This is a genomic window from Taibaiella lutea, assembly GCF_008629695.1.
Taxonomy (GTDB): Bacteria; Bacteroidota; Bacteroidia; order Chitinophagales; family Chitinophagaceae; genus Taibaiella; species Taibaiella lutea.
The window spans coordinates 913,513-939,496 of the sequence record NZ_VWSH01000002.1; the positions used below are offsets into that span (position 1 = coordinate 913,513).

Here is a 25,984-nt window from a genome sequence, read left to right on the forward strand (position 1 = left end):
ACCTATTAGATTCAAATGAGGTTATAATAAGTGTAGTAAAAAAAATTACTACAGATGATATTCAAAACAACAAATACATTGGGTTCAACTTCATCATTAAATGATATTTTATCATTTAATGATGAAGTTATACCGGAACGTAGGCGTGGAAGATATTCTAAAAAGAATCTTGATGGATATAAAATCACTCACAAAGATAGACCTAAAGTGCTTAAAAGCATTTACATGGGAGAGAAACCTATTTTTGGTGATTGGTCGAAAGGTTCTTTTTCTCAATATAGCCAAAGAATGGTTTATCCAACCACAGAATTTCCACCACAGGAACTTTCAATTAAAGCACAATATCTCGGCCCTGTAAATGATGCAGATACAGAAGGATATAACGTGCGATTCTTTGTAGATGACTTATTAGATGTTAACGATGCACTATTTGAATACAGGTTACTTTTCTTATTAAATTTACTTCAAGAAAATGTATTTGGAGCCGATGTATTCTCATCAGATGCAAGCGCCTCAGATTTTCTAAGTTCATTAGTGGTCGATTGGGAAATTTTTCCGCCAGGCACTCGCGATTCAGATTTAAATCGCATAATCGGTGGATTAAGGAGTGTTACGCCAGAAGTTATTGCAACAATAACGGCACGGTATGATTTCATCACAAGTCTGAATCCAACTGATTTAATTCTCGGCTCCAGTGGTATGCGTAGATATTTCGGAGCAAAATTCGATGAGAACTTAGTTGCATTCGAAAATATGACTTACGGAAATGCCCTGTATATTTTATTTGAAGATTGGACTACACTAAGCCAATTTAGTAGAACAGAGGTTCTCAATAGGCCATCTGACCAATACGTACGTATTAAACATCAAGGGGCATGGCATGATAAGGTTAGGCATATCATACAAAACAAATTGTCGCGTAATCTCTAATACAAATATTTCTATCATTACAAGAGGGAGAATTTCTCTAATATGGTTATACTTTAATTTAGAATACCAATTAATAATTTAACTCTTAAAAATAAATACAATAAAACATATGTCAAGATGTACAGCACCAGTTTATGGTCATCGTTCAGCAAGTGCCGCAGCAAATTGCCCTGCGTGTAGTAGTCGTTCTTATAATCGTGGTTATAGTTCTTATTCGTCATATTCTTCTTACCCGTCATCCTCATCTTCTGGAGGCAGTTCAAGTAGTAGTAATAGCAGTAGTGGTAAATCAAGAAATGTAAAAGCTCGTTGGTCTTCAACTGGTTCAACTGTATTATACACTCCTGCAGAAATACGAACTCTTACACCATTACGTGAAAATGTTGAAAAACGTTTTAATTTACCAGACTTACGTGATGTTTTTCTTTGTCATGCTTGGGATGACCGTAAAGATGCAGCAAAAGAATTACACGATTTATTAGAGTCAAAAGGTGTATCTGTTTGGTTTAGCGAAAAAGATGTATTGTTAGGTTCATCATTACTACGTGAAATCGATAAAGGATTGGCTAAGTCTCGCGTAGGTATCGTATTAGTTACACCTTCATTTCTTAAACGTATTAAAGGAGAAGGAATTGCCGATAAGGAACTTTCTGCTCTTCTTGCTCGTGATTTACTTGTCCCTATCGTTCACAATACAACCTATGACGATTTACGTGAAGTCAGCCCTTTACTTGGGTCAAGAAGTGGTTTAAGCACAGGAGAAGAATCTATGACAGAGATTGCAGAAAAATTAGCGGAATTGGTAACCCCAGAGAGTATATTAAATTAAAGATGTGAAAATAATGGTTAAGCGGAGTATAATAATTACTTCTCCAGTTACAATACTGGAATAATTTGAATAGAATCAAACAGGGGCGCTTGAATGGCGCCCCTGTTTGATTCTATTCATTTTTTTTGCAAAACTTCATCAGACTTTTCAATCTTATCTTCTGCGATTGATACCGTTTTATCTCTTAGTTTATCACTAATCTTTATAAGTGATTTCAAGAACACCAGGTTCGGATTTATCACGAATAGATTCTCAAAAATACTGCTCTGTTCAATAGGTTCTAATTAAAGTAGGTCATTTGACCTAATAAGTAACCGATTCCATTGCTTATTTCGTTTCTATTTTTAAGCGTTATAAAGTAACTTTAGGCCCTTATAAAGGCCCCTATCATATGAGTCTATCTAACTGGATCAAGAAACAAATTGCAAACCTGAACGAAAAAGTTAACCCACCTCAGCCTAATGTTTATGTTGAAACAATCAGGGAGGCGTCTCAAGAAGAGTTTTCTCTCGAAGTTGAACAGATTCAAGAAGAGTTAGAAACAGATATAGAAGCATTCAACGATGATTTCTTGTTGGAAAATTACCAATCCCCGACTCTTGATTTATTGGAAGAATTAAATCCTTTGGTAATAAACAGGGACAAGTTGGAAGAACAGAAGAACACTATCATAATAGGCCTTCGTGGTTTTGGCATTGAAATATCAAGCATTATCGCCACAGTAGGTCCCACAGTTACCACATTTGAAATAACAATAAGTGGCATTGGGAAACGGGTTGAACAAGTTGTCAAGTTAAGTGATGATATTGCAAGCCTCCTTTATAAATCCCGCATATCAATCTATTCACGTCCAGAAAATGGAACGATTGCCCTTGAAGTTTCAAATAATGTTAATCACATAGTCGGAATAAGGGAATCTATTTCGCATCCTTCATTTGTTGAAAGTACCATGCAGTTGCCATTGGCTCTTGGCAGGACATTATATAATGAGCCGTTGGTTATAGATCTGGCATCTATAAATCACCTATTGATCGCAGGATCAACAGGTCAAGGGAAATCGTCATTATTAGATTCGATCATACTATCGTTATTATACAAAAAACATCCATCTCAGGTCAAACTTATTCTCATAAGCACCAACAGAATCAGTTTTTCTGTTTATAAAAGACTCGAAAAACATTTTCTGGCAAGTAATCCGAGCAATAAAGGGGCAATCATAGTAAACAAAGATGGTGCCTTGGAATCATTATATGGTTTATGTGAAGAAATGGAAAACAGGTATGAATTGCTTAGCTTGGCTCAGGTAAGAAATCATAGTGATTATAATAAAAAGTTTTTGTCAAAAGAATTAATCCCCACCAAAGAATTTCCATTTAAGTTCCTACCGACATTAGTGCTTATAATTGATGAACTTGCAGAAATAACCCAATTTGGGAAGGATGGAGAAAACCTTTTGATAAAACTGGCGCAAAAATCAAGATCGGTGGGAATTCATTTAATCATTTCTACACAGCGCGCCTCAGACAGGATAATAACAAATGCGATCAAGGAGAACTTTACAACCCGCATCGGGTTTAGAGTACCTGCAAAATCAGACTCAAATATTTTGCTCGATAATGATTTGGCATCAAAAATCGGACGGATTGGAGAAGCTATATATCAAAGCCACAATCAAAATATCAAGATACAATGTTCCTATACTACTGTAAATGAAATTGAAAGAGTTGTTGAGTTTATAGGAAAACAAGATGGCTATAGTTCAGCCTTTGAATTGCCTGGATATGAAGATTATGGGATTGAAAAGGAGGCAGTCGATTTGTCAAAACGTGATAAAATGTTTGAGGATTGTGCAAAGATGGTGGTAAATTCTCAAAGTGGTTCCACATCTATGCTTCAACGTAAATTTAATTTGGGTTACAATAGGGCTGACAGGATAATGCTTCAACTTGAAGCTGCAGGAATAGTTGGATCCGCATCGGGAAGCAAGCCAAGGGATGTTCTGATTACGACAGAGTATGAATTAGCAAGACACCTTGAGGAACTGTTTTAGCTTTAGGTTAAGCTAAGAATTACATTTTTTTCATACTGTGCCGATTGATGATCTCCATTAACTCAAACAATGCCTCAATATCATTCAGTATATTGTAGCTATTGGTAGGCATTCAATCTTTCTGGAATCGAACAAAATATATAAAAATAAAAAACAAGACTTTTTGGTACATTCTTTTTATTGAATGATCCTCTGTAAATTCTTTTAAGTCATCGCTTAAAGTCTTATCCATAAAGTTTTTCAAAAAAAGATAGCAGCTGTCGTTTCCACAATACATTAAAGTATTCTGGAAACGACAGCGTTTATTTAGCGAATTTGAAAAGCATTGCACTGATTGTGAGCTGCGTAACGCATCTGGGGAGGGCTGCTCAAAATGTGTACCTGATAACATCGATTTTGATAATATTATTTTCTATTCATAATTATTACACTTGAAAATTTGCGTATATTTGATATGTTAGTAGTACCACTAAATATCCCTTCAACATGGCAAAACCAAGAGTATTTATAAGTTCAACTTATTCAGATTTAAAAGACATCAGATTACAAATATCAAAGTTTGTAACAGAATATGGTTTTATGCCAGTAACATTTGAAAAAAATGACATTCCATATGATTTAACAAAAAAATTAGAGGAATCATGTTACGACGAAATAAAAGATGTTTCATTCATGATTCTAATTATCAAAGAAAAATATGGGACATTCTCTACTTCAACTATTTCAGATGGTCTGATTAATTCTGTAACTCAGTTGGAGTACAATGTTGCGAAAAAAGTTGGTATCCCCATTTTTGTATTTATTCATCAAAGTTCTTACGATGAATATAATAACTATACAAAATCAGATATGGGAGAAAACTATAAATTTTCGTATATAGAAAATATACATTTGGCTAAGTTCATTGACACAATTTTTGAAGATAAGGCATTTAGATATATGTTTCGATATAATGATTTTGACGACATTCAGGACACATTGAAAAAACAATGGGCCGGGCTTTTTTTTAAATATTTTGAAAATGTCAAGAAATTTGAACAACGAAAAAGTGAATTTATTCCTGTAAATTCTTTTAAATTTTTCTATTTCAGACGAAATAAAGGACTTTCTCAAGCACAACTTGCAGCAAAGTCCGAAGTTTCCGAAACGAAAATCCAAAAAGTTGAGGATGCAGGAGTTAAAAAAAATCATATAGAAATTCATGATTTCGAAAGTATGACCCTTGATGAATTGCAAAGAGTTGCCAACGTACTTCAATGTAGCGTTGGAAATTTGAAAGCTGGTTTACCGGATGATTTTTTATCTCAATACCTCTTATACTATTTTAAGAATAAAGGCACTCAGCAAAGAAGAAAATCATTTGAAAATTCAGGTAACTTATTCAAGACTAAAGCAGTTATTTTCGATTTTGATGGAACTTTAACACAACCTATTGACAATCATACTACATGGGAGAAAATATGGATTGAACTTGGTTATGACATTAATGATTGTGCAGAACTTCACAGAAAATATAGTATTTCGGAAATTACCCACAAAGAATGGTGCGAATTGACAGAAAGTAAGTTCAAAAGTAAAGGATTATCAAAACAGCACTTAAATAAAATTGCAGATGATTTACACTTGGTAAACGGTATAGAATCTGTTATTAAAGAACTTTCTGAAAATAATATTAGCCTATACATATGTTCTGGTTCAATTGATTATATAGTAAAAAGAGCGCTAAGGGAGAGCGGGAGAAATTTTGAAGAAATTAAATCTAATAAATTTTTATTTGATAGAAATGACAAACTTCATTCGATTATAGGAACGCGATACGATTTTGAAGGTAAGGCAGATTATATAAGTCAGATTTCACGTGATTTAGATATCCATCCTTATGAAATTTTATTTGTAGGTAATTCACTAAATGATGAATGGGCTCATCAATCTGGAGCGATAACGCTTTGCATTAATCCAACCATGACTAATCCCGACCATCCTTTTCAATGGACATATAGTATTCGAAATCTTAAAAACTTAAACGAAATTCTAAGATTTGTGACAATGTAATAATAACAGCTGTTAAATGCTGCAGAAGTTAAGACTATTATTTGGGTATAGAATATACTCTATGAGATATAATTAGATTCCTTTGAAGAATTCTGAAAGACTTACAGGAAAATATTCACAGAGTTTGGTATTTACGGGGAGATCATTCTTTGCAGTTTCAATAAGAGCAATATCAAAATTATATTAAGATTGTTACAAACCTAATGTAATTAGGTTATTTTCCGCGAATTATTCATTAATAGTTTTTTATCTCTTTATAACATACATTTTTGAAATTCAATAATTTACAATAAAATAAAAAATAAATACCTACATAAGCAATAGTTTGGCATGGTTTTTGCAATAGTTATTAAAATAATTATATTAATAACTAAAAACAAAAAAAACAAAATGTCGTACATTATTAAAAAGTTCGAACCCGAGTTAATGGAAAAAATCACAACCTATGTCAATGATTTCAATAAAGCTTTGGAGCCTGACGCGGTTATTGTAGAAGACGAAGCCAAGGAAGGAATAAGGACCATGGCAGAAGGACGGGAAGGTCTGGTAAGGCTTGTATCAAAAATAGCCGTTCAGCACGATGATAGTCTCGGCAAAAAAGATAACGCTTCCCAACTGGTGGAATTACTGGAATATGACAGCAGCCTGGAAACAATGAGACAGGCAATCAAGGCGCTGATGGAATACATTACAGATACACAATGGGGCAACAGTGCAGATATTATGGTAGTAGCAGACAGGTTCAAAAGAACGCTTCAGGAACAACGTAACAACTCGGCCGCACTGGACAGTGCCATGAAGGAAGTGGATGAATGGAACAAGCGCTATGGCAGAAACGAAAAGAATGACACCGATACTACAGATACGCCGACACCTTCTGTATAATATCTTAAAAATAAACACATTATATGATGGCTGCAATTTATAATTGCAGCCTTTTTTATGTAATTGCAGGCATTTATGCCGGAGCTTGCCTTTAGTATGCCCGGGCTATCATGGAGGTATAGTCGGGCTATCATACATGACTGCTCCTGCTATCATTGAGTTATGTCGAGCTATCATTAAGGTATAGTCGGGCTATCATACATGACTGCTCCTGCTATCATTGAGTTATGTCGAGCTATCATAGAGGTATAGTCGGGCTGTCATAGATGATAGCTCCTGCTATCATTGAGGTATGGTCGAGCTATCATGGAGGTATAGTCGGGCTATCATAAAGACTGCTCCTGTTATCATTCAGGTATAGTCAAGGGAAGAATTAGCTAAATAATCGTTAAAATGCAAATAAACTTGGTTAGCGGCAGTTTCATATCATCCATTTCTATGTTCCTATGTGGTGATAATTTTAAAGTTTAAACAACTTCTATCTGCTTCCAAAATCAAATTACTCGCTTTCGGATTTCAGACGTTTTAAAATAACAGTCCGTAAACGTTCCTCATTTTTATCACCCCAATTACCCAACGTGGCAATTACGGGAATTAAGGTCTTGCCAAATTCAGTAAGATCATATTCTACTTTTGGCGGCACAACCGGATAAATTTTCCGTGTAATCAATTCGTGGTCTTCCATTTCTTTCAGCTGAATATTCAACACCCGCCTTGTTGCATCAGGAATTTTACGTTGCAATTCGCTCTGACGTTTATGTCCTTCGTTGATAAACCATAACAAACGGATTTTCCATTTGCCATACAGCACTTCGCCAATCAAATCCAAACCACAATTCAGGTTGGGCAAAATCTTTCTTTCATACATAAAGCGAAATTACACCTATGTTCCAGATTGTACAATAGGGGATAAATTTATCCCTATCTGAATCGTTATTCCGTACTTGTGGGAAGCGTACATAAGCTGCAATTTTGCCTGAAATAATTTAATAAATGAAACAGGAATTTAATTTCAACAATGAATTATCAGGCAAGATTGCCTTGGTAACAGGCGGTACGAAAGGCGCAGGAAAAGCAATAGCCGAGCGACTTTCAAAAGCAGGTGCAACCGTTATCATTACGGCAAGAAATGCACCGGATACAGCCAATGAAGAGCTGCATTTCATTCCGGCAGATTTAAGTACAGCAGCCGGAACACAAAAAGTAGTGGAAGAAGTATTGGCAAAGTTTGGCAGGCTCGATATACTGATAAACAACCTGGGAGCGTCGGAAACCCCGGGCGGAGGTTTTGCGGTGCTAACAGATGAAGACTGGGAGAAAACACTGCAAACAAATCTGTTGGCGCCGGTGAGATTAGACAGGGGATTTTTACCACAAATGCTGGAGCAGAAAAGCGGGGTAATCATTCACATTGCTTCCATTCAGGGACGGCTTCCCCTATATGACGCAACGCTTCCATATGCGGCAGCTAAGGCCGGCCTGATCAATTACAGCAAAGGGTTATCGAAAGAAGTGACATCTAAAGGGGTTCGGGTACTGACCGTTTCCCCGGGTTGGATTAAGACCGAAAATGTCAAATATTTTTTGGAGCGCATCGCCCTGAGTTCAAATAGTTCTATGGAGGAAGCCCAACAAAGCGTTATAGATGCCTTGGGTGGAATACCCTTCGGAAGACCGGCAGAGCCCGAAGAAGTTGCAGAATTAGTGGGTTTCCTGGTTTCACCGAGAGCAGGCTATTTAACAGGAACAGAATTTGTAATCGACGGCGGAACAATCCCGACCATTTAATAACCTTAAAAATTTAAAGACAATGAACTTACCAAAAGTAGTTACCGAATTAGTAAACGCTCAAAACAATTTTGACAGCACAGCATATGCAGATTGTTTTACAGAAACAGCCGTAGTATTTGACGAAGGAAAAACGCACACTGGGAGAACAGCTATAAAAACCTGGATAGACAAGGCCAATAAAGAATATCAGGCGGTAATGAAACCTATAGCATATTCAGAAACCGAACATACATTGAAAACGGAGGTTTCAGGAACGTTTCCCGGTAGCCCGATTACAATGACCTATCATTATGAATTCGAAGGCGGCTTGATTCAATCGCTGAAAATCGTATAACCAATATAGCGCCATTAAGAAAATGTTGATAAAAGCAGGGCCGAAGTGTAAACTTCGGCTTTTGTGTTTATTGAAGTTTTGTACTTTTAACCCCACCAATGCTGCAACCGCTCAATTAAAAAGAAATGATACAAGACTATAAAAAGATTGACTTGTTTGGAAAATCATTGTTGCAAAGGATCGTCTTAAAGCCGCCTTTCAGATATGATTTTCCCGTTGCGGAACAAGCTTGTTGCCTGTTTGTACGGCAGGGTGGGTTTGAATTCCATGTAAACGATGCACAGGTAGACATTGCTACAAACTATGCGCTGTTGCTCAATTGTATCCATTCGGGGCAACAGATATACGATACAAAATCAAAAGATACCTGTGAAGTTGTAATTGTTACTTTTCATCCGGACATCCTGAAAAAAATATATGACCGGGAGCTCCCGCTTCTGTTGCAGTCGCCTGCAAATAACGTTTCAAATAGATCAGGTGAAAAGATAAACAACGACTTCCTGATCCAAAAATACATTGAAGGTTTATTGTTCTATTTTGAAAACCCCACACTGGTAAATGAGGATATACTCATCCTGAAATTAAAGGAAGTCATACTGTTGCTTTCGCAAACACAAAACGCAGCCACAATACAGGTGATATTATCGCAACTCTTTTCGCCAACGGTTTATACTTTCAGGCAGATCATTGAAGCCCATTTATTTTCACAGCTAAGCATCGAAGAACTGGCACAGCATACCAACCTGAGCTTATCCTCCTTTAAACGGGAGTTTGCAAAATTGTATAACGATACCCCTGCCAACTATATTAAAACAAAAAAGCTCGAAAAAGCAGCCGGGTTGCTGCTCGCTTCCGATGAACGTATAACCGACATAGCCTTTGATTGCGGCTTTAATGACCTCGCCAATTTCACCAAAAGTTTTGGTGAAAAATATCATACTACGCCCACAAATTACCGGTTGAACCAAATTGCCAAATAATTGAACTAATCCGCAAATCCATCTTTCATTACCTGCTGCACCTTTGCATTGTCAATAACGACAATCAAATTTAAAAACAGCAAAAATGAAACGTACAGCAAATGCACATTGGTCAGGTACCATTAAAGAAGGCAAAGGAACCTTAACAACACAAAGCAAAATTTTAGATCAGACAAACTACAGTTTTAAAACAAGGTTTACCGGGGAAGAAACAGGTACCAATCCTGAAGAATTATTAGCAGCAGCGCATGCCGGTTGCTTTACCATGGCTGTTAGCCTGGCACTGACGGAAAAGGGATTAAACCCATCATCATTGGATACAGTAGCAACCGTAACTATGGAAAATTTTGGCATCGCATCTGTGCATCTTTCCATTACCGGAACTGTTGCCGGCATCAGTGCAGATGAGTTTGAGGCAATTACTAAAGGTGCGGAGCAAAATTGTTTGATCTCTAAAGTGTTGAACATCCCCGTTAGTTCAGAAGCCCAATTATTGTCTTAACGGAACGCATGTAAGGCAAGCCAATCACTTATTAAAACATTCAAAATGGGACTATCTAATTTAGGAATATTTCATACCCTCATTGGCGTCATCGCCATTATAGCAGCAGTCATTTCTTACCTGCGTTTTGGTAAAATAAATCTGGCACACAGTACAGGTAAAATATATTTTTATCTGACAGCCGCCACCTCATTGACATCGCTCGGTATATCCAAACATGGTGGTTTCAATGCAGGGCATGTTTTCGCTATATTCATTGTGATTTTGGTAGCTGTCGCCTACTTTCTCTATGCTAAACGTCAAGGGTATAACAGGGCCCGCTTTATCGAGAACTTCTGTTTGTCTTTTAGTTTCTTCTTATCCTGGGTGCCTACCATTAATGAAACCCTTACACGCGTCCCTCTTGGTCACCCGTTGGCAAAAGGACCCGGCGACCCACTAATTGCTAAAACACTTTTAGTCTTCCTGATACTGTTTATCGCCGGTTCTGTTTATCAATACAGAAGGCAAAAAAGAGTTAACGCAGCTGTTGCAAAGTAGCCCGGACATATTGCTGTTGAAGATAGCGTGATAAGCGTTGATCTTAAAAGCATAAATTTTATGTAAACCGGAAAGGGTCAGAGAGCGCTTTCCGGTTTTACTTTTTTGTTGGACCGCGGCAGCTCGTTATGCCTGAAGAAAATGCAACCGGTAACAAGCGGGTTAAATTCAAATTCAAATTTGTTATAAATTTGGCACTAACGCGACGATAAAACCTTTGTACAAATATCCCGCCATATCACCGGAACGTAATCGTAATGCAAAGACAACGGGATTATCAGATTTATATGAAATGAAATAAAAATGGACGGTAACGACATTAAAAGACTTTCCCGGCTTACAGCTATACTGACAATGCTGCAAACAACGAAAATTGTTACATCACTGACGCTTGCCAAGAGGTTTGATGTTAGTGTCCGGACAATTTACAGAGATATCAAAGCATTGGAACAAGCGGGTGTGCCGATAATTGCTGAAGAAAGAAAAGGATACAGGCTAATGGAAGGATACCGGATTCCGCCTGTAATGTTTACCGAAAGCGAAGCAAATGCTTTAATAACAATAGAACAATTGGTGCGAAAAAACAGCGATAGTTCTCTTATAAAAGAATATGCGGAAGCGGTTAATAAAGTAAAGGCCGTTTTATCCTATTCAACAAAAAGCAAGGCCGAATTACTTTCCGAAAGAATTGCCGTTAGCCCCGTAATCCGGGTTAAAAACATAACCAATTCATTGACCACCATACAAAGTGCCCTGACGGACTTTAAGGTTTTGAGAATTACCTATCAGTCTGCCCAAAATAATGATACAACTATACGTAATATAGAGCCATTTGCCTTCTACTATAATCTACAGGAGAACTGGTTGATTATTGCTTTTTGCCGGTTAAGAAATGATTACCGTATGTTTCGGCTGGACAGCATTTTAGAAATGGAGCCACTTGAAATTTCGTTTGAACCACACAAACTGACACTAAAAGATTTTTTGGAGGCCAAAGAAAAAAACTTTGTTATACCTGACATACCCTTGTCATAACGCCATTCTACTTTTGCGCTATTATTAACCTTAAAAGCAAAACAAGAATGAGTAAAGCAAATTTAGTATCCCTAAGAATTATCACCGCCGACATAAAAAGATTGGTTCAGTTTTTTGAAAATGCAACAGGAACAACAGCCAAATGGGCAACAGATGACTTTGCAGAGATTATAACCGGGTCTTTTACTTTAGCAATCGGAAGCACACGAACATTGGCATTCTTCGGAGATAGGGTTGCAGCACCTGCGAGTAACAAAAGTGTTATTATAGAGTTTTTGGTTCAGAATGTAGATGACAATTACGAAATGATTAAAGGGTTAACAAGTGACATTGTTCAGCAACCGACAACAATGCCCTGGGGAAATCGTTCGTTACTATTTCGGGACCCGGATGGGAATTTGATTAACTTTTTCACGCCCGTAACTGAGGAGGCAAAGAAGAAATTCGCTTAAAGAATAAACTATATCCGTTAAATCTCAAAGGCTGTCAGGCTGATGTTTGATTTTGTTAACTTTGGCGCATGGCTTTTCAAGAAACTTCTGATATTCCCGGCTTAAATCTGGAAGACCTTCGGTTAACAGGCTTCAAGGTTCATAAGCTATCTGCAACAGCAGCTGTTCCCGTCAGGGCAGGAAGGCGTGATTTTTATAAAATGGGATTGGTTAATGGTGATATGACCATCGATTATGGGGGGCAGCTACTCGAAATAAAAGGAACAGTGCTCTTTTTTGTCAACCCGAAAGTACCGCATTCTATTGTCCGCCGCGTTAACAGGACAAGCGGATACGCCTGCATTTTTACAGAGAGTTTTATCAATAACAGAGAATTGCAGGACTCCCCGCTTTTCAGTATCGGAGATAATCCTGTAGTTGTGTTAAATGAGGAGCAAGCTGCATTTATGACGGGTATCTACCAAAGAATGGTTTCAATATATTCGGGTGATTATCCTTACAAGGCAGGCCTGATAAGAAATTGCATTGAACTTATTATTCATGAAGCACTAAGGATACAGCCATCACAAAATGCTTTGCCTGTAAGAAATGGAGCCACCAGGATTTACCATTTATTTGTTGACCAGCTTGAAAGGCAATTTCCCATTGAACGTAGTACAGAGCCACTTAAGCTACGGACGGCACAGGATTTTGCCACTGACCTTTCTGTTCACGTGAACTATCTGAACCGTGCAGTAAAGCAGGTAACAGGTAAGCCTACTTCTGTACACATAGCAGCACGGATTATTGCCGAAGCGAAAGCACTTTTACAACATACCGACTGGAGCATAGCCGACATTGCGTACGCTCTGGGTTTTGAATATCCGGCTTATTTCAATAACTATTTTAAACGGATTGCAGGCACTACACCAAACTCGTTCCGGAAGGTTTGAAAATCATAACTATTGGTTTGATTGTGAATCTCCGGCGCATCATTTTAGTTGCAACTTTGCTATATCAAAATAATTTAAAAACTTATGAAGATTTTAGTAACAGGTGCAACAGGGAAAGTGGGCAGCAGGTTTGTTCCACGTTTATTAGCTAAGGGATACGATGTCTCGATTCTGGTAAGAGATGCAGCCAAAGCATCGGAACTGGCCGGACTCGGTGCAAAAATAATTACAGGCGATTTATATGATCCGGGCACCTTGCCGCCGGCTGTAGCAGGCATGGATACGGTAATACACCTTGCGGCTCTTTTCAGGACTTTTACCGATAACGATGGCATCGTCAAAACCAATAGGGAGGGTACCATCGCACTGGCAGAAGCGGCGCTGGCAGCAGACGTGAAACGATTCGTTTTTGTCAGTACCAGCAATGTTTACGGTTCAGGATATCGTCATCCTGCAAAGGAAGATGATAAAGTAGCTATCAATGATCCGAGGCCTTATTCATCAAGTAAGATTGCCGCCGAGCAGGAATTACTGTCGTTGTACCAAAACAAAGGTTTTGATGTACGCATACTGCGCCTGGCGTTTGTATATGGAGATAAAGACCCTCACATTGCAGAAATCATTCCCCTGTTGAAACAGTTAAAACGTCATTCAGGATCAAGGATGCATATGGTACACCACCTGGATGTTGCACAGGCATTGTTGCTATTGCTAAACACCCATGGCCTAAACGGGGAAATATTCAATGTTGCGGATGACGCTCCGATTACACTGTATGAAATGGCAGATTCTGTAGGTAAGGCAGCTGAAACTTTTGATAAAGAAGAAGCAGCGTTGGCTGATCCCTTTGAAGGTGTTCAGGACATCTCCAAACTCAGAAAGCTGACCGGATTCCGCCCGTTGGTACCCAGCTACTATGTGGCACGCGATCTGGATATACTATAATGCGGCTTTATTGAGAAGTAATAATCTTTCCCTTGAAAACAGGATTGAAAAGGACCGGAGCCTTTTCAATCCTGTTTATTAAAAAACTGATTTTTAGCCGGAATTTCGAAATTGATAAAATCAAAATACCCTAAGAATTTCAGACCTCGAAATCTCCGACTCACATTTCCTGACAGTATAAGCATCTTGATTCTTCAGTTAAACCGCATCCTGAAACTGTATGTTTCGCTGCATGATCTTCGCAATAAGGATCTTTAATTTTGATTTATAGTCATCCTGAAGCCATTCCCTGTAGTTCTTTGTTACATTGCCCTGGCATATAGTATATTGCTTAACCCTCCAGTTTATTTCCTTGTCCAGCTGTTCAGCCAGTTGGATAGCAGCAATCACAGAATCGGAATTCTCTGCACACATCCTGGCATGTTGCCTGATGGAGTCCCTCATGACAATTTTTGGTTTCTGGTTTTGCACGACAGCATCCTGATATGCCTTTTGCACATCGAAGGCCAGCTCAAGACTTTTGGGAAACAATGACCTGAAATCTGAAGGTATATGGTGGCTTTCACCGTTGGCAGTTGCGCCTATGCTATCATAATATGCTTGGGGATTTTCAAAAATATAGCTCCAGTCGAGTGGGGCATCCCAGTTGCCGAATCTTTCTGTGTTATTGCCCAGATCGATGACAGAAAACGCTTTCTTATTAAAAAGGACTCTTGCTCCGCGACCTATCATCTGATGGTACAACGTCAGTGAAGTGGTAGCCCTGTTCAGAATGACGCATTGCACGGATGGTTCGTCGAAGCCCGTAGTAAGAATAGATATGGAAGTAAGGATGGCGCCTTTTGTTTTTCTGAACCATTTCAGGATTTCGGCCCTTTCGATACCTGAAGTCTTATTGTCAAGGTGCTTCACGGGATAACCTGCGTCTTCAAATAGCTGCAGCACTTTTCGCGAAGTGAATATTCCGTTGTTGAATATCAAAGTCTTTTTTCTCTTTGCATGTGATTCATAGGCATGGAGCAATAGTTTCAGCATGGCGTCGGAAGCGTAAAGGTCATCTGAGGTGCGGACTGTAAAATCTCCGTTTATGCCGGTCTGAAGTGTGTTTAATTCCACATCATATTGCCATAGTTTCGGTTTCGCCAGAAAGCCGTTTGATATAAGGGAGGCAATGCTTTCACCAATAACCAATTGATCGTAGGAAGCTTTAAGCGGAAGGTTTATATCAGAGCTCAAAGGTGTAGCAGTAACACCTACAAGAGAAACATCGGGAAATTTGCTTATCAGCTTACGGAACGAATTGTGGTGTGCTTCATCTACAATGAGCAGTCCAATGTCATCTGTATTGAATAGCTTGTCTTTTATCCTGTTCTTTAATGTTTCGACCATTGCAACATAACAGGGATAATTTTCTTTCATGAGGTTTTGCTTCATGCTGCTGTCTATCACCTTGCTTTTGATGCCCGATTTTTTCAAAGTGGAAGCAGTTTGCCTGCACAATTCTTTCCGGTGTGTAAGTATCAATACCTTCTTGCTGCTGTTTTCCATAAAGCGGCGGCTTATCTCGGAAAATATGACTGTTTTACCGCCGCCTGTTGGCAGCTGATAGAGTATTCTTACCGGTGGGCTGGCCTGACGTAATTGTTGGAAAAGACGTTCAATGTCTTTTTTTTGATAGTCGTAAAGCGATGTGTCTTTATTGGCATTACTATTGGTCATACATTTCCTTTCAAAGGATGATAACTCGAAAACCAATAGAAGGTTTATTGTGAAATGATAATTTCTGTATAATTACTTTTGGAGCCGTACACGTTATTCAAAGCGGAAGTATCATTTGCCGGATATTCGGAAGCCGGTCATCCTGGAATTCATTACCAGTTTACATTTTTAAAAGCCCACACATGATTATGAGTCTACGTCTCAGGATTTTACACTAAATCTGCACTTAAGAATCTACTTCTCAAAGTCTGGAGCATAGCCCGCAATGCTTTTAATACTACGGCCACCGTCAAAATACAATACCCTCAAAAAGTAAGACACTTTTTGAGGGTATTGCGTTATAAGTTGTTACTTATTAAATATTTGAATTAATATTTAGGTTTTCCGTTTCCAACTGTTTCTTTCTTTTCTTCTCCTGCAACTTTGGTACCGGCACCCATTTTAGGTTTTCCGTTTCCAACTGTCTGAGGAGGAGCAACTGTAGTTTCTTCAACTTTAGTTGTAGTCGTTGTTGTTGTTTTACCACCACCTGTTGAACGTCTGATAACAGTTGTTTTAGAAGAGGCTGCTTTTGTAGCGGCGATAACCGAATCAATTACTCTGATGGAATCTGCACTTCTTGCAGCGGCATTTGACTGCGCCTGAATAGCTGAATCATTCGAAAACTTCATTGCAGCATTTGCTGAATCAATCTTGGCCTGCGCCATTGAGTCTGCCTGCTCTTTGGTGTAAGAACCTTCATTGTTACCACCATTACATGCTGCAAATGCCACAGCTGAAGCAGCAGCTAAAATAAAAAGGCTTTTTTTCATAAACTTGTAGTTTTTTGTTTTGTATCTTGTATAGCAAAAATAATACCAATTATTTTTAGAACACCGAAATAAAGGAAAAGTTTATTCTTAAATTATTCAAAATAGGGGTAATCTGAATTTTTTAAACCTTCATTTTTAGCGGAATATCTTTAAAATTGGTGCATATTATAGCAATTAAACCACTATTTTTACCTGTTTTAAGTAATTTATCGCATTTTGAAGGCAAACCACACTTCCGCTGAATATTACAAAAATAATAACAAAACTATAACTAAACTGATAACGCTTTGGGCATTGAGTGAATCAGGTTTGGGTGGATTGATGTTTGCTTTACACATTCCCTTGACGGGTATTTTTGTCGGCGGCTTTGCCGTAGTCATAATAACGTTGATAGCCTTTTATTCGGAAAACAAATTCAGTCAGTTGGTAAAAGCAACCATAATCGTACTGATTGTGAAAGCAACTGTTAGTCCTCATGCTCCGCCGCCCGCTTATCTTGCAGTTGCATTTCAGGGCTTTTTAGGCGCTGCGCTCTTCGGGCTTTTTTCTTACAGGAAATGGGTAATTTATATATTAGCTGTTTTGGCTATGCTCGAATCCGCATGTCAGAAATTGATCATGCTTACTTTGGTTTACGGCAATTCAATATGGATAGCACTCGACAAAATGCTGTCCGGACTGTTTGAGGAGTTTTCATTACCTGAAACCATTCATTACAGTTATTGGATTATTGCAATTTATCTGTTTATCTATATTATCTGGGCCTTTGTTATTGCCCGTTTTGCTGCCGGTCTGCCAAAGTATTTTCAGCAAAATGCATCACAGATTTTAAATGATTTCCAATTAAATTACAATACTCAAACACAAGAAAAGGAAGCATTCAAATCAAAGAAAAGAAAGAGAATTATACTTTGGTTTGTAATAACGCTGGCTTTTGTATTGTTTGTCTTTTGGTGGAACGACTGGTATAATTCCTCAAAATTATTATCAATAGCTATAAGGAGCATCGCAGCCGTCCTTTTATTATATTATGTTTTAAGGCCGGTTTTGGAATGGGCTATAAAAAAATGGCTGCAATCGCGCAATCCATCCCTGAAAAAGGAAGCGGTTGATATTATCGAAGCAATGCCAACCCTAAGGAATTATGTAAGACCTTGCTGGCAAATGGCGCAATCGCAAGGCGGCAAATGGAAGCAAATGCGTTATTTTGTAAGAGCGCTGCTAATTGTTACCATTTATGAATAAAAATCAATCCATTTATATTTTTTCCCAAAACATAAGAAGCGGCAAGACCTCCCGGTTGATGCAATGGCTTAAATATAAAAAGAACATCGGTGGCTTCCTGACACCTGATGTTGAGGGAATGCGTATGTTATTTGATATAAGTAAACAAAAAATGCACCCCTTCCAGGTAGCGGAAACTTATGCCGGACCGGTGGTGAGCATCGGCAGGTTCCGGTTTGCCATCGCAACATTTAATATCGGGAAGGACATCATTGCAAATGCGTTGCCGGATTTGGAATGGTTTATTATTGACGAAGCCGGTAAATTGGAAATAGAGCAAGGTGAAGGCTTTGAGCCGGAAGTGCTGAGAATCATAAAATGTTTTCAGTCAGGAGCAATGAACGGCAATTTGCTATTAGTTGTGAGAGATACTTTGTTGGCAAAAGCAATTGAAAAATATGATTTGCAAGGATGTGTGATTTTAAATAATGATTTACTCCTATGAACCAGACAGCAATGACGGGAATTGTGGTTTGCGGCGGAAAAAGTTCCCGCATGGGAACAGACAAAAGCATGCTCCGGTATTATGATGAACCGCAACGATATCACATAGCTAAATTGCTGCAACCCTTTTGTACAGATGTTTATATTTCGCTGAATAATAATCAGGAAGAGGTGCATGAATATAAGATTATAAGAGATAATGCTACGTTTGACAACCTTGGTCCCATGACGGGTTTACTGTCTGCATATGACGCCTTACCGGACAAAAACTTCCTTTTTATTGGCTGCGATTATCCTTTGCTTACCGCCGAGGAGCTTTCTCTTTTTGTGCAATCCATCAACCAAACCACAAAAGCCAGCGCCTTTTTTAATAAAGCCGAAAATCTGTATGAACCTTTATTGGCCTATTATCCTTCCGGTTTCGGGCAGGAATTGAAAGATTATTTTTTGCAGGGAAATAACTCGCTGCAAAAACTATTGTTCCGGTCAGCTGCAGAAAGGTATATTCCGATGAATAAAGATGCATTCAGAAGTGTTGACAATCAGGTGGATTTTGAAGAAGTCATGGCAATTATCAGAAAATAATGCTGCTTTATTTATATAAGCCCTGAAACAGCTGGAAACGATTTAGCCATTGTTTGAATACCCGGACACCATACGGAAAGTATTAAGATGCATGCGGGAAGTTCTGATGTACATGCGGAAAGTTTTGTGGTGCATGCGTAAAGTTTTGAGGTGTGTGCGGAAAGTTCCGAAATGCATGCGGAAAGTTTTAAGATGCATGCGGAAAGTTCCGAAATGCATGCGGAAAGTTTTGAGGTACATGCGGAAAGTTTTAAGATGCATGCGGAAAGTTCTGAGGTGCATGCGGAAAGTTCTGAGGTGCATACGGAAAGTTTTGAGGTACATGCGGAAAGTTTTGAGGTACATGCGGAAAGATGTAAACAGTATTTGGAGCCTGAATTGAACAGAAATTTTGCAGCAATTCTTCGTAAATCACTTAAAATTTAATGCTCTATTCCTGAACAATAACTAAATTTGAGGATGGAAATAACGAAGGGCATCACCACAACGGCAATCTTCAAAATACAGGACAAGCTTGTAACGCCAAAAGAAGATTTTTTGGCCGTAGAAGAACCTTTGGAAATACAACTCGTTTATAATGAAAATGATACTATAATAAATAAGTCATTATCCATCACCATGCGCACGCCAGGTAATGATGATATATTAGGTATAGGGTTTTTATTTACCGAAGGTATTTTAAGAAATTACGATGCAATTGAAGAGGTTACGGTTGATACATTTCAAAACAATGTAAAAATCTGTTTTAAACCGAATCATAAACCGCTGCTCCCAAATTCGGAACGCAATTTTTATATCACCTCCAGTTGCGGCGTTTGCGGGAAGTCCAGTATCGATGCCATCAGGACCGTTTCTATATTTGAAAAAACAACAGATAAAATACGGATTCCTGTTGAATTGATATATGAATTGCCGGATTTGCTGCGGCAGCAACAGGAAATTTTTGAAAGCACCGGAGGCTTGCATGCTTCTGCTTTGTTTGACCTGAATGGACATTTTATAATGCTTCAGGAAGATGTGGGAAGGCACAATGCTTTGGACAAACTGATTGGTAAGGCATTACAGCAATCGTTATTGCCATTGGACAAATATATACTTTTATTAAGCGGCCGCGCAAGCTTTGAATTAATACAAAAGGCGGTTATGGCAGGTATTAAATGTGTTGTTGCAGTAGGAGCGCCATCAAGCCTGGCAGTAGAACTGGCAAAAGAAAACGATATTACATTAATAGGATTCTTAAGAGACAGGCGTTGTAATATTTATTCAGCCGCGGAAAGGATTATGGTATGATTCATTTCCGAGAGATGTGATATCTTTAGCCATGTGAATTTTAAAGAAGATAGTTATATGGGTATGGGACTAAAATTTAAAGTCTTGCAAGGACGACATAAAATAGGATAGGGTGCAAACCCTATCTTATTAACGATTGAAAATCAATCAATTTTTCTTGTCCTAAATGCTATTTATCTCCTTAATGAAATTATTAAAATGAAAATAAGAATTAAAGGAAACTCCGTTCGTTTCAGGTTGGTCAAAAAAGATGTGGAAGCCATTACTGCAACAGGCTATTGTGAAGAAGCCACGAATTTTGGAAGTACGGTTTTTAAATATGCTTTAAAGAAAAACGATGCATCTGATGAACTGAGCGCAACTTATACCGATAATACTATTACCGTTTATATTCCCGCCATTTTTCTGGAAGGATGGGCTACCAACGATGTTATAACCTTTAAGGGAAATATGCCTATTGGTAATGGCGAAATGCTGTTCATCCTGGTGGAAAAGGATTTTGTATGTCTGGACCATACCAATGAAGATCAAAGTGATAACTATGCAAACCCCAATAAAACCTGTTAGCAATGGATGAGCGAAATGGTTATTCTCCCAATCCTGAAAACCCCGAAGACTTTACGGGATTGCGCCTGAGCAAAGTTAAAACCACAGCAGCCGGTGTTCCTGCGGTATTGTCAAGCTTTAAAATGATAATAAAGGAAGCGGGTTTTTTCAGAGGTAATAAAGCTTTGCTGAACCTGAACCAGAAAGGCGGTTTCGATTGTCCGAGTTGTGCATGGCCTGATCCGGATGATGAACGCTCCGGTATTGCTGAATACTGCGAAAACGGCGCCCGTGCTGTTGCCGACGAAGCAACGACAAAACGCCTGACCGCTGCTTTCTTTGCAGAGAACAGTGTTTTTGACCTGTCTTTATTATCCGATTATGAAATAGGGAAAAAGGGTAGGGTAGCGCAGCCTATGTATCTGCCTAAAGGCGCAACGCATTATCAACCTATAAGCTGGAAAGAATCATTTGAAAAAATTTCGGAACATCTCAACAGGCTTGATACACCTGACGAAGCCGTCTTTTATACATCGGGAAGAACAAGCAATGAAGCTGCTTTTCTATATCAGTTGTTTGTAAGGGAATACGGTACCAACAATCTGCCCGATTGCAGCAATATGTGCCATGAAAGCAGTGGCGTGGCTTTGGGCGAATCATTAGGCATAGGCAAAGGCTCTGTAAAACTCGAAGATTTCTATGAAGCGGAAGTTATCATGATTTTAGGACAGAATCCCGGAACCAATCATCCGCGTATGCTTTCCGCATTGCAGAAAGCAAAACGCAATGGCGCTATCATCATATCCATCAATCCTTTACCCGAAACAGGTTTAATGGGATTCAACAATCCGCAGCAACTGAAAGGCGTATTAGGTATAGATGCTGCGCTGACAGATATATTTCTTCAGGTAAAACTGAATGGAGATCTTGCTTTATTGCAGGCAATTGAATACCTGCTGCTGAAGGAAGAAATGAAGTATCCCAGAACGGTATTCGACAAAGACTTTATTGAAAAACACACCATAGACTACGATGCCTTCTCAAGGCACATCATGCAGGTAGATATGGATGCATGTGTGGAGCAGAGCGGTATTTCGTTGCAGCAGATTAAAGAAACCGCAGACATCTTAAAAGACAGAGACAGGATTATAGCCTGCTGGGCTATGGGCCTGACACAGCATAAAAACGCTGTTGATACCATTAAAGAAGTAGTAAACCTTTTATTGCTGAAAGGAAGCATCGGCAAACCCGGATCAGGCACTTGTCCCGTAAGAGGGCATAGCAATGTACAGGGCGACCGGACAATGGGCATTTATGAAAAACCATCCGCTAAATTCCTGAATGCTATTGAAACACAATTTGGCTTTAAGCCACCGGAGAAACATGGTTATGATGTAGTAGAATCGATTGTAGCCATGCACGAAGGTAAAGGCAAAGTATTTATTGCAATGGGCGGTAATTTTCTTTCGGCTACCCCCGATACGAATTATACCGCGCAAGCTTTGAGAAAATGTAATCTTACGGTACAGATTTCTACCAAGCTGAACAGAAGCCATTTGATACACGGCGAAGAAGCATTGATACTGCCTTGTCTTGGTCGGAGCGATAAGGATATGATTAACGGCATCAACCAATATGTTACCTGCGAAAATTCGATGGGCGTAGTTCAAAGCTCAAAAGGCGTATTAAAACCCGTGTCCAACAAATTGCTGAGCGAGCCTGTCATTGTCAGCCGTATGGCAAGGGCGGTATTGGGCAACAAAAGCAAGATCAATTGGGAAGCTTATGCGCAGCATTATGACACTATCAGGAATGATATTGAAAAGACAATTCTCGGTTTCGAAAATTACAATGAAAGAGCAAATCAACCGGGCGGTTTCTATTTGCCCAATTGCAACCGCGAAGGTTGGTTTGATACCCTATCGGGTAAAGCACACTTTAATATAGCAACCTTTGAAAAACCTGATCTGGCCGCTGATGAATTAATGATGATGACAATCCGCAGCCACGACCAGTTTAATACAACCATCTACGGATTGAACGATCGTTACAGAGGCATTTATAATGAGCGTAGGGTAATCTTCATGAATCAGAAAGACATGAACAACCGTGGCCTTAAATCAGGAGATGTGGTGGATATTTATAATAATCATAACGGTGTTGAAAGAGTAGCCTCACATTTTATTATTGTGCCGTTCTCTATTCCGCAAGGTTGCGCCGCTACCTATTTTCCTGAAACAAATATTTTGGTACCCATCGACAGCGTTGCAGATAAAAGCAACACGCCAACTTCCAAAATGATTGTAATTAAGGTTAAAAACCACGTAAGCCTGCCCGCTTAATCTTCATATAAAACCTTATGAATCCCGGACCTGTTCCCCCATACCGTAAAATCATTCATATCGACATGGATGCATTTTACGCTTCTGTCGAGCAGCGCGATTTTCCGGAATACAGGAACAAACCTATAATAGTCGGCGGCTTACCCGACCGCAGAGGTGTTGTTGCAACAGCAAGTTACGAGGCGCGTAAATTTGGTGTCCGCTCGGCAATGTCCAGTGTTAAGGCACAGCAGCTTTGTCCCGAAGGTATTTTTGTCTTTCCCCGTTTTGATGCTTACAAACAAGTCTCGCAAAATATAAGGGCTATTTTCCGGCGATATACCGATGTGATTGAACCGCTTTCTCTGGACGAAGCTTATCTGGATGTAACACAAGATAAATTGGGAATCGGGTCGGCTATAACTATTGCAGAAGAAATAAGGCAGTCTATAAAAAGTGAATTACAGTTAACCGCATCGGCGGGTGTATCGGTCAATAAATTCATTGCAAAAATTGCTTCAGATATGAATAAACCGGATGGACTTACCTTTATTGGTCCATCGCAGATATTGACATTTATGGAGCAATTACCGGTGGAAAAATTCTTCGGTGTAGGAAAAGTTACCGCTCAGAAGATGAAATCCATGCAATTATTTACCGGTGCTGATTTAAAACAATTGTCTGAAACGGAAATGATTCGCCATTTCGGTAAAACAGGTAAATTTTATTATAATATGGTTCGAGGCATTGACGAAAGACCAGTGCAATCTCAACGAACTATAAAATCTATTGCAGCAGAAGATACATTCGAAAAAGACCTCGAGTTAGAAGAAGATATGATTTCAGAATTGGAGAAACTCGCTCAGAAAGTGACAAGCCGGTTAGAGAAACATGCTTTGAAAGCAAAAACGATTACACTGAAAGTTAAATTCAGCGATTTTAAGCAAATCACGAGAAATTTTACTTTCCCTCAACTTAAAAGCGATTACGAATCTCTTTTCCAGTCAACATGCTTTTTATTGTCAAAACTTGATTTTTCCGGAAAGAAAGTTAGGCTATTGGGTATATCAGTTTCCAATTTTGAAAATGAAACACCCAAAAACGATAAGGGAAATAATTTTCAGCTTTCTCTGTTTTAAACTTCTTATAAATATTTCTTGATTTAATTTAATGTATGTACATTAAATATTCTTGTTGATTTTAAGCTGTTTATGTATAAAATACTTCTTTATCAATCTTAAATTGACATTTTGAGCTCTTATTTTAATAAAATAATCCAAAATTTTTTAAGAAATTATGAATTTTGGCACGGTTTTTGTACATATTATCTTGGTTAAATGTTTTGCCAAAACTTTCCACGGCAAAACTTGGTTTATTGGTTTACAGGTTTCGCCCTCCCTCCCCGGGAGGGCCACCTTTTTTAATGAAATGTAATCAGTATTTATCCTTTTTTGATGTTTTTATCCTGTTTATTTCGAAAGGTGCAATAATTGCAATTGAAAAATCCCCATTATCCTTTTTATTGAATTGAATGGTTGCTCCGATAGTTTTCAGCCGGTTTACAATATTCTTCAGTCCGATAGAACCTTTTTTATAAATCTGTTCCTGGTACATTTCTTCCGTCAGCCCTTCTCCGTTATGTATCAGGCTGGTTATGAGATATTCCGGTTGAAGAAGCGTTTCTATTTTTATTACCGTTGCATTGGCGTGCCGGATAATGTTATTAGTCAGTTCCTGTGTAATTCGGTAAACGGAAAGCTCTGTATTTTCATGCAATCTGGGTAATACGCCGGATGTTGCATAAGTAACATGTATCTTGCCTGTATTGGTTATCATTGTAGCAAAAGATTCCAATGATGACTGAAGTCCGAGTTGCTGAAGTAAGGCAGGTTGTAATTTGTGTGAGATATTCCTGATTTTTTGGATGCTTTCGTCCAGTAATTCCTTGCTTGTGTTAAGAATGGAAATGTCTGCATCTTTTTTTCCTGCCGCATAAAGGTACAGACGTATGGAAGAGAGCGTCGCGCCGACGTCATCATGTAATTCCGATGCAATTCTGTTTCTTTCTTCTTCTTCTCCCTGTATGGAAGCCTGGATAAGTTCTAATTGTTTTTGATCATTAATCCTTTTCAGCTCCTGCTGATGATGAATAATTCTTTTTTGATATAGGATAACGAAAAAGATAATTGCGGAAGCAAGCATAAGCATCGCTATTGTCGCTATTATAATTAAAATCGTTAGGTTTTTCAAATCGGTTGTTTAATAGATTTCCAATAAAAATACAGGAATTCAGACATAAATATAGGATAAGCATTGCTGCTTTTCAGTTTGCTATAATAAATGGCTCTTACATTATTCATCTAAGCCGTTTAAAACAAAGGATTTAGATGAAATGCTTATTCTTTGATTTCCGTATTATTACTTTCAAAATCAGTATTTGTACGCTATTACTTATATAGTTATCTTAATATTATTACACTATTACCATCCTTTACAGATTGTTTTAAATAAATATCTGGTCTGAGAGTTGCTGTGACATTGCATTTCACTGTATTGTCGATGTTTATTGCTGCAAATAATAACAAAAAGATTTTGCCGATTGAAAATGAGGTCCTACTTTTGCACCCCGCTGAGAGATAAAGGCAGCGGACAAAGTTCTTAGAAAAGGGTAGGAATTTCATCCTGAAAGCCGCGTCGCTGCTACTTTTTTAGTTTAAGGGTTCAGT

At 38.5% G+C, this 25,984-nt stretch carries 26 protein-coding genes; 21 read left to right on the forward strand and 5 right to left on the reverse strand.

The features are described from left to right. Positions 1-54: 54 nt before the first annotated feature. The 5 genes from F0919_RS11045 to F0919_RS11065 all read left to right on the forward strand — a co-directional run bounded on the left by F0919_RS11045 (position 55) and on the right by F0919_RS11065 (position 6,746). On the forward strand, positions 55-930 hold the full coding sequence (locus F0919_RS11045) for a hypothetical protein (RefSeq protein WP_150032797.1): 876 nt from the start codon (positions 55-57) through the stop codon (positions 928-930). 109 nt (positions 931-1,039) lie between these two features. After that, positions 1,040-1,759, forward strand: coding sequence for a toll/interleukin-1 receptor domain-containing protein (locus F0919_RS11050; RefSeq protein WP_150032798.1), 720 nt, complete (start codon positions 1,040-1,042; stop codon positions 1,757-1,759). Between the two features lie 391 nt (positions 1,760-2,150). After that, positions 2,151-3,809 (forward strand): DNA translocase FtsK, encoded by a 1,659-nt coding sequence (locus F0919_RS11055; RefSeq protein WP_150032799.1) that lies wholly within the window; start codon positions 2,151-2,153, stop codon positions 3,807-3,809. Positions 3,810-4,295: 486 nt separating this feature from the next. Beyond that, entirely contained in the window at positions 4,296-5,861 is a 1,566-nt protein-coding gene (locus F0919_RS11060; RefSeq protein WP_150032800.1) for an HAD-IB family phosphatase, read from the forward strand. 390 nt (positions 5,862-6,251) lie between these two features. Further along, positions 6,252-6,746: a hypothetical protein gene (locus tag F0919_RS11065; protein WP_150032801.1), complete on the forward strand. Its 495-nt coding sequence runs from the start codon at positions 6,252-6,254 to the stop codon at positions 6,744-6,746. A gap of 499 nt (positions 6,747-7,245) precedes the next feature. On the opposite strand, the gene F0919_RS11070 is transcribed toward F0919_RS11065, so the two are convergent. Further along, a complete protein-coding gene (locus F0919_RS11070) occupies positions 7,246-7,614 on the reverse strand; it encodes a winged helix-turn-helix transcriptional regulator (RefSeq protein WP_150032802.1) in 369 nt (122 codons plus the stop codon). A 125-nt stretch (positions 7,615-7,739) separates the two neighbouring features. Here F0919_RS11070 and F0919_RS11075 point away from each other — a divergent pair, with 125 nt between their 5' ends. From F0919_RS11075 to F0919_RS11115, 9 genes are all read left to right on the forward strand, one after another. Continuing rightward, complete coding sequence (locus tag F0919_RS11075; RefSeq protein WP_150032803.1) at positions 7,740-8,534, forward strand: SDR family oxidoreductase; 795 nt, start codon at positions 7,740-7,742, stop codon at positions 8,532-8,534. A gap of 22 nt (positions 8,535-8,556) precedes the next feature. Then, on the forward strand, positions 8,557-8,871 hold the full coding sequence (locus F0919_RS11080) for a nuclear transport factor 2 family protein (RefSeq protein WP_150032804.1): 315 nt from the start codon (positions 8,557-8,559) through the stop codon (positions 8,869-8,871). Between the two features lie 125 nt (positions 8,872-8,996). Beyond that, entirely contained in the window at positions 8,997-9,851 is an 855-nt protein-coding gene (locus tag F0919_RS11085; protein WP_150032805.1) for a helix-turn-helix domain-containing protein, read from the forward strand. An 85-nt stretch (positions 9,852-9,936) separates the two neighbouring features. Next, entirely contained in the window at positions 9,937-10,353 is a 417-nt protein-coding gene (locus tag F0919_RS11090) for an OsmC family peroxiredoxin (RefSeq protein ID WP_150032806.1), read from the forward strand. Between the two features lie 45 nt (positions 10,354-10,398). Continuing rightward, positions 10,399-10,893 carry a hypothetical protein gene (locus F0919_RS11095; protein ID WP_150032807.1) on the forward strand — a complete coding sequence of 165 codons (495 nt, stop codon included), beginning with the start codon at positions 10,399-10,401 and terminating at the stop codon, positions 10,891-10,893. A 303-nt stretch (positions 10,894-11,196) separates the two neighbouring features. Continuing rightward, complete coding sequence (locus F0919_RS11100; RefSeq protein ID WP_150032808.1) at positions 11,197-11,928, forward strand: helix-turn-helix transcriptional regulator; 732 nt, start codon at positions 11,197-11,199, stop codon at positions 11,926-11,928. Between the two features lie 47 nt (positions 11,929-11,975). Next, positions 11,976-12,380, forward strand: coding sequence for a VOC family protein (locus tag F0919_RS11105; protein WP_150032809.1), 405 nt, complete (start codon positions 11,976-11,978; stop codon positions 12,378-12,380). A gap of 68 nt (positions 12,381-12,448) precedes the next feature. Further along, positions 12,449-13,312 (forward strand): helix-turn-helix domain-containing protein, encoded by an 864-nt coding sequence (locus tag F0919_RS11110; RefSeq protein ID WP_150032810.1) that lies wholly within the window; start codon positions 12,449-12,451, stop codon positions 13,310-13,312. A gap of 84 nt (positions 13,313-13,396) precedes the next feature. Further along, entirely contained in the window at positions 13,397-14,257 is an 861-nt protein-coding gene (locus tag F0919_RS11115; RefSeq protein WP_150032811.1) for an NAD-dependent epimerase/dehydratase family protein, read from the forward strand. A gap of 198 nt (positions 14,258-14,455) precedes the next feature. Here the strand turns inward: F0919_RS11115 and F0919_RS11120 are convergent, their stop codons facing one another. Continuing rightward, a complete protein-coding gene (locus F0919_RS11120) occupies positions 14,456-15,976 on the reverse strand; it encodes a DEAD/DEAH box helicase (RefSeq protein ID WP_150032812.1) in 1,521 nt (506 codons plus the stop codon). A 368-nt stretch (positions 15,977-16,344) separates the two neighbouring features. Beyond that, positions 16,345-16,788 carry a hypothetical protein gene (locus F0919_RS11125; RefSeq protein WP_150032813.1) on the reverse strand — a complete coding sequence of 148 codons (444 nt, stop codon included), beginning with the start codon at positions 16,786-16,788 and terminating at the stop codon, positions 16,345-16,347. Between the two features lie 216 nt (positions 16,789-17,004). Between F0919_RS11125 and F0919_RS11130 the strand changes: the two genes are divergently transcribed. From F0919_RS11130 to mobA, 3 genes are read left to right on the forward strand one after another with little or no spacing between them, the layout of a single operon-like run. Next, positions 17,005-18,033 (forward strand): hypothetical protein, encoded by a 1,029-nt coding sequence (locus F0919_RS11130; protein ID WP_150032814.1) that lies wholly within the window; start codon positions 17,005-17,007, stop codon positions 18,031-18,033. After that, positions 18,026-18,517 (forward strand): nucleoside-triphosphatase, encoded by a 492-nt coding sequence (locus F0919_RS11135; protein ID WP_150032815.1) that lies wholly within the window; start codon positions 18,026-18,028, stop codon positions 18,515-18,517. The genes F0919_RS11130 and F0919_RS11135 overlap by 8 nt, the downstream gene beginning before the upstream one ends. Further along, on the forward strand, positions 18,514-19,101 hold the full coding sequence (gene mobA, locus F0919_RS11140; protein ID WP_150032816.1) for a molybdenum cofactor guanylyltransferase: 588 nt from the start codon (positions 18,514-18,516) through the stop codon (positions 19,099-19,101). Before F0919_RS11135 ends, mobA begins: the two co-directional genes overlap by 4 nt. Before the next feature lie 42 nt (positions 19,102-19,143). On the opposite strand, the gene F0919_RS11145 is transcribed toward mobA, so the two are convergent. Beyond that, positions 19,144-19,425 (reverse strand): hypothetical protein, encoded by a 282-nt coding sequence (locus F0919_RS11145; protein WP_150032817.1) that lies wholly within the window; start codon positions 19,423-19,425, stop codon positions 19,144-19,146. A 135-nt stretch (positions 19,426-19,560) separates the two neighbouring features. On the opposite strand from F0919_RS11145, the gene fdhD reads away from it, so the two are divergent. The 4 genes from fdhD to dinB all read left to right on the forward strand — a co-directional run bounded on the left by fdhD (position 19,561) and on the right by dinB (position 24,397). Further along, positions 19,561-20,391, forward strand: coding sequence for a formate dehydrogenase accessory sulfurtransferase FdhD (gene fdhD / locus F0919_RS11150; protein WP_150032818.1), 831 nt, complete (start codon positions 19,561-19,563; stop codon positions 20,389-20,391). Between the two features lie 198 nt (positions 20,392-20,589). Next, on the forward strand, positions 20,590-20,958 hold the full coding sequence (locus F0919_RS11155) for a DUF7009 family protein (RefSeq protein WP_150032819.1): 369 nt from the start codon (positions 20,590-20,592) through the stop codon (positions 20,956-20,958). A 2-nt stretch (positions 20,959-20,960) separates the two neighbouring features. Continuing rightward, positions 20,961-23,279, forward strand: coding sequence for an FdhF/YdeP family oxidoreductase (locus F0919_RS11160; protein ID WP_150032820.1), 2,319 nt, complete (start codon positions 20,961-20,963; stop codon positions 23,277-23,279). 17 nt (positions 23,280-23,296) lie between these two features. After that, entirely contained in the window at positions 23,297-24,397 is a 1,101-nt protein-coding gene (gene dinB / locus F0919_RS11165; protein WP_150032821.1) for a DNA polymerase IV, read from the forward strand. Positions 24,398-24,692: 295 nt separating this feature from the next. Here the strand turns inward: dinB and F0919_RS11170 are convergent, their stop codons facing one another. Continuing rightward, a complete protein-coding gene (locus tag F0919_RS11170) occupies positions 24,693-25,508 on the reverse strand; it encodes a sensor histidine kinase (RefSeq protein ID WP_150032822.1) in 816 nt (271 codons plus the stop codon). Positions 25,509-25,984: the final 476 nt, after the last annotated feature.

Excerpts from the sequence above, each read along its gene's own strand:
- F0919_RS11045 (WP_150032797.1), top strand. The coding sequence starts at position 55 with ATGATATTCAAAACAACAAATACATTGGGTTCAACTTCATCATTAAAT.
- F0919_RS11050 (WP_150032798.1), top strand. The coding sequence starts at position 1,040 with ATGTCAAGATGTACAGCACCAGTTTATGGTCATCGTTCAGCAAGTGCC.
- F0919_RS11055 (WP_150032799.1), top strand. The coding sequence starts at position 2,151 with ATGAGTCTATCTAACTGGATCAAGAAACAAATTGCAAACCTGAACGAA.
- F0919_RS11060 (WP_150032800.1), top strand. The coding sequence starts at position 4,296 with ATGGCAAAACCAAGAGTATTTATAAGTTCAACTTATTCAGATTTAAAA.
- F0919_RS11065 (WP_150032801.1), top strand. The coding sequence starts at position 6,252 with ATGTCGTACATTATTAAAAAGTTCGAACCCGAGTTAATGGAAAAAATC.
- F0919_RS11070 (WP_150032802.1), bottom strand. The coding sequence starts at position 7,614 with ATGTATGAAAGAAAGATTTTGCCCAACCTGAATTGTGGTTTGGATTTG.
- F0919_RS11075 (WP_150032803.1), top strand. The coding sequence starts at position 7,740 with ATGAAACAGGAATTTAATTTCAACAATGAATTATCAGGCAAGATTGCC.
- F0919_RS11080 (WP_150032804.1), top strand. The coding sequence starts at position 8,557 with ATGAACTTACCAAAAGTAGTTACCGAATTAGTAAACGCTCAAAACAAT.
- F0919_RS11085 (WP_150032805.1), top strand. The coding sequence starts at position 8,997 with ATGATACAAGACTATAAAAAGATTGACTTGTTTGGAAAATCATTGTTG.
- F0919_RS11090 (WP_150032806.1), top strand. The coding sequence starts at position 9,937 with ATGAAACGTACAGCAAATGCACATTGGTCAGGTACCATTAAAGAAGGC.
- F0919_RS11095 (WP_150032807.1), top strand. The coding sequence starts at position 10,399 with ATGGGACTATCTAATTTAGGAATATTTCATACCCTCATTGGCGTCATC.
- F0919_RS11100 (WP_150032808.1), top strand. The coding sequence starts at position 11,197 with ATGGACGGTAACGACATTAAAAGACTTTCCCGGCTTACAGCTATACTG.
- F0919_RS11105 (WP_150032809.1), top strand. The coding sequence starts at position 11,976 with ATGAGTAAAGCAAATTTAGTATCCCTAAGAATTATCACCGCCGACATA.
- F0919_RS11110 (WP_150032810.1), top strand. The coding sequence starts at position 12,449 with ATGGCTTTTCAAGAAACTTCTGATATTCCCGGCTTAAATCTGGAAGAC.
- F0919_RS11115 (WP_150032811.1), top strand. The coding sequence starts at position 13,397 with ATGAAGATTTTAGTAACAGGTGCAACAGGGAAAGTGGGCAGCAGGTTT.
- F0919_RS11120 (WP_150032812.1), bottom strand. The coding sequence starts at position 15,976 with ATGACCAATAGTAATGCCAATAAAGACACATCGCTTTACGACTATCAA.
- F0919_RS11125 (WP_150032813.1), bottom strand. The coding sequence starts at position 16,788 with ATGAAAAAAAGCCTTTTTATTTTAGCTGCTGCTTCAGCTGTGGCATTT.
- F0919_RS11135 (WP_150032815.1), top strand. The coding sequence starts at position 18,026 with ATGAATAAAAATCAATCCATTTATATTTTTTCCCAAAACATAAGAAGC.
- mobA (WP_150032816.1), top strand. The coding sequence starts at position 18,514 with ATGAACCAGACAGCAATGACGGGAATTGTGGTTTGCGGCGGAAAAAGT.
- F0919_RS11145 (WP_150032817.1), bottom strand. The coding sequence starts at position 19,425 with ATGTACCTCAAAACTTTCCGTATGCACCTCAGAACTTTCCGCATGCAC.
- fdhD (WP_150032818.1), top strand. The coding sequence starts at position 19,561 with ATGGAAATAACGAAGGGCATCACCACAACGGCAATCTTCAAAATACAG.
- F0919_RS11155 (WP_150032819.1), top strand. The coding sequence starts at position 20,590 with ATGAAAATAAGAATTAAAGGAAACTCCGTTCGTTTCAGGTTGGTCAAA.
- F0919_RS11160 (WP_150032820.1), top strand. The coding sequence starts at position 20,961 with ATGGATGAGCGAAATGGTTATTCTCCCAATCCTGAAAACCCCGAAGAC.
- dinB (WP_150032821.1), top strand. The coding sequence starts at position 23,297 with ATGAATCCCGGACCTGTTCCCCCATACCGTAAAATCATTCATATCGAC.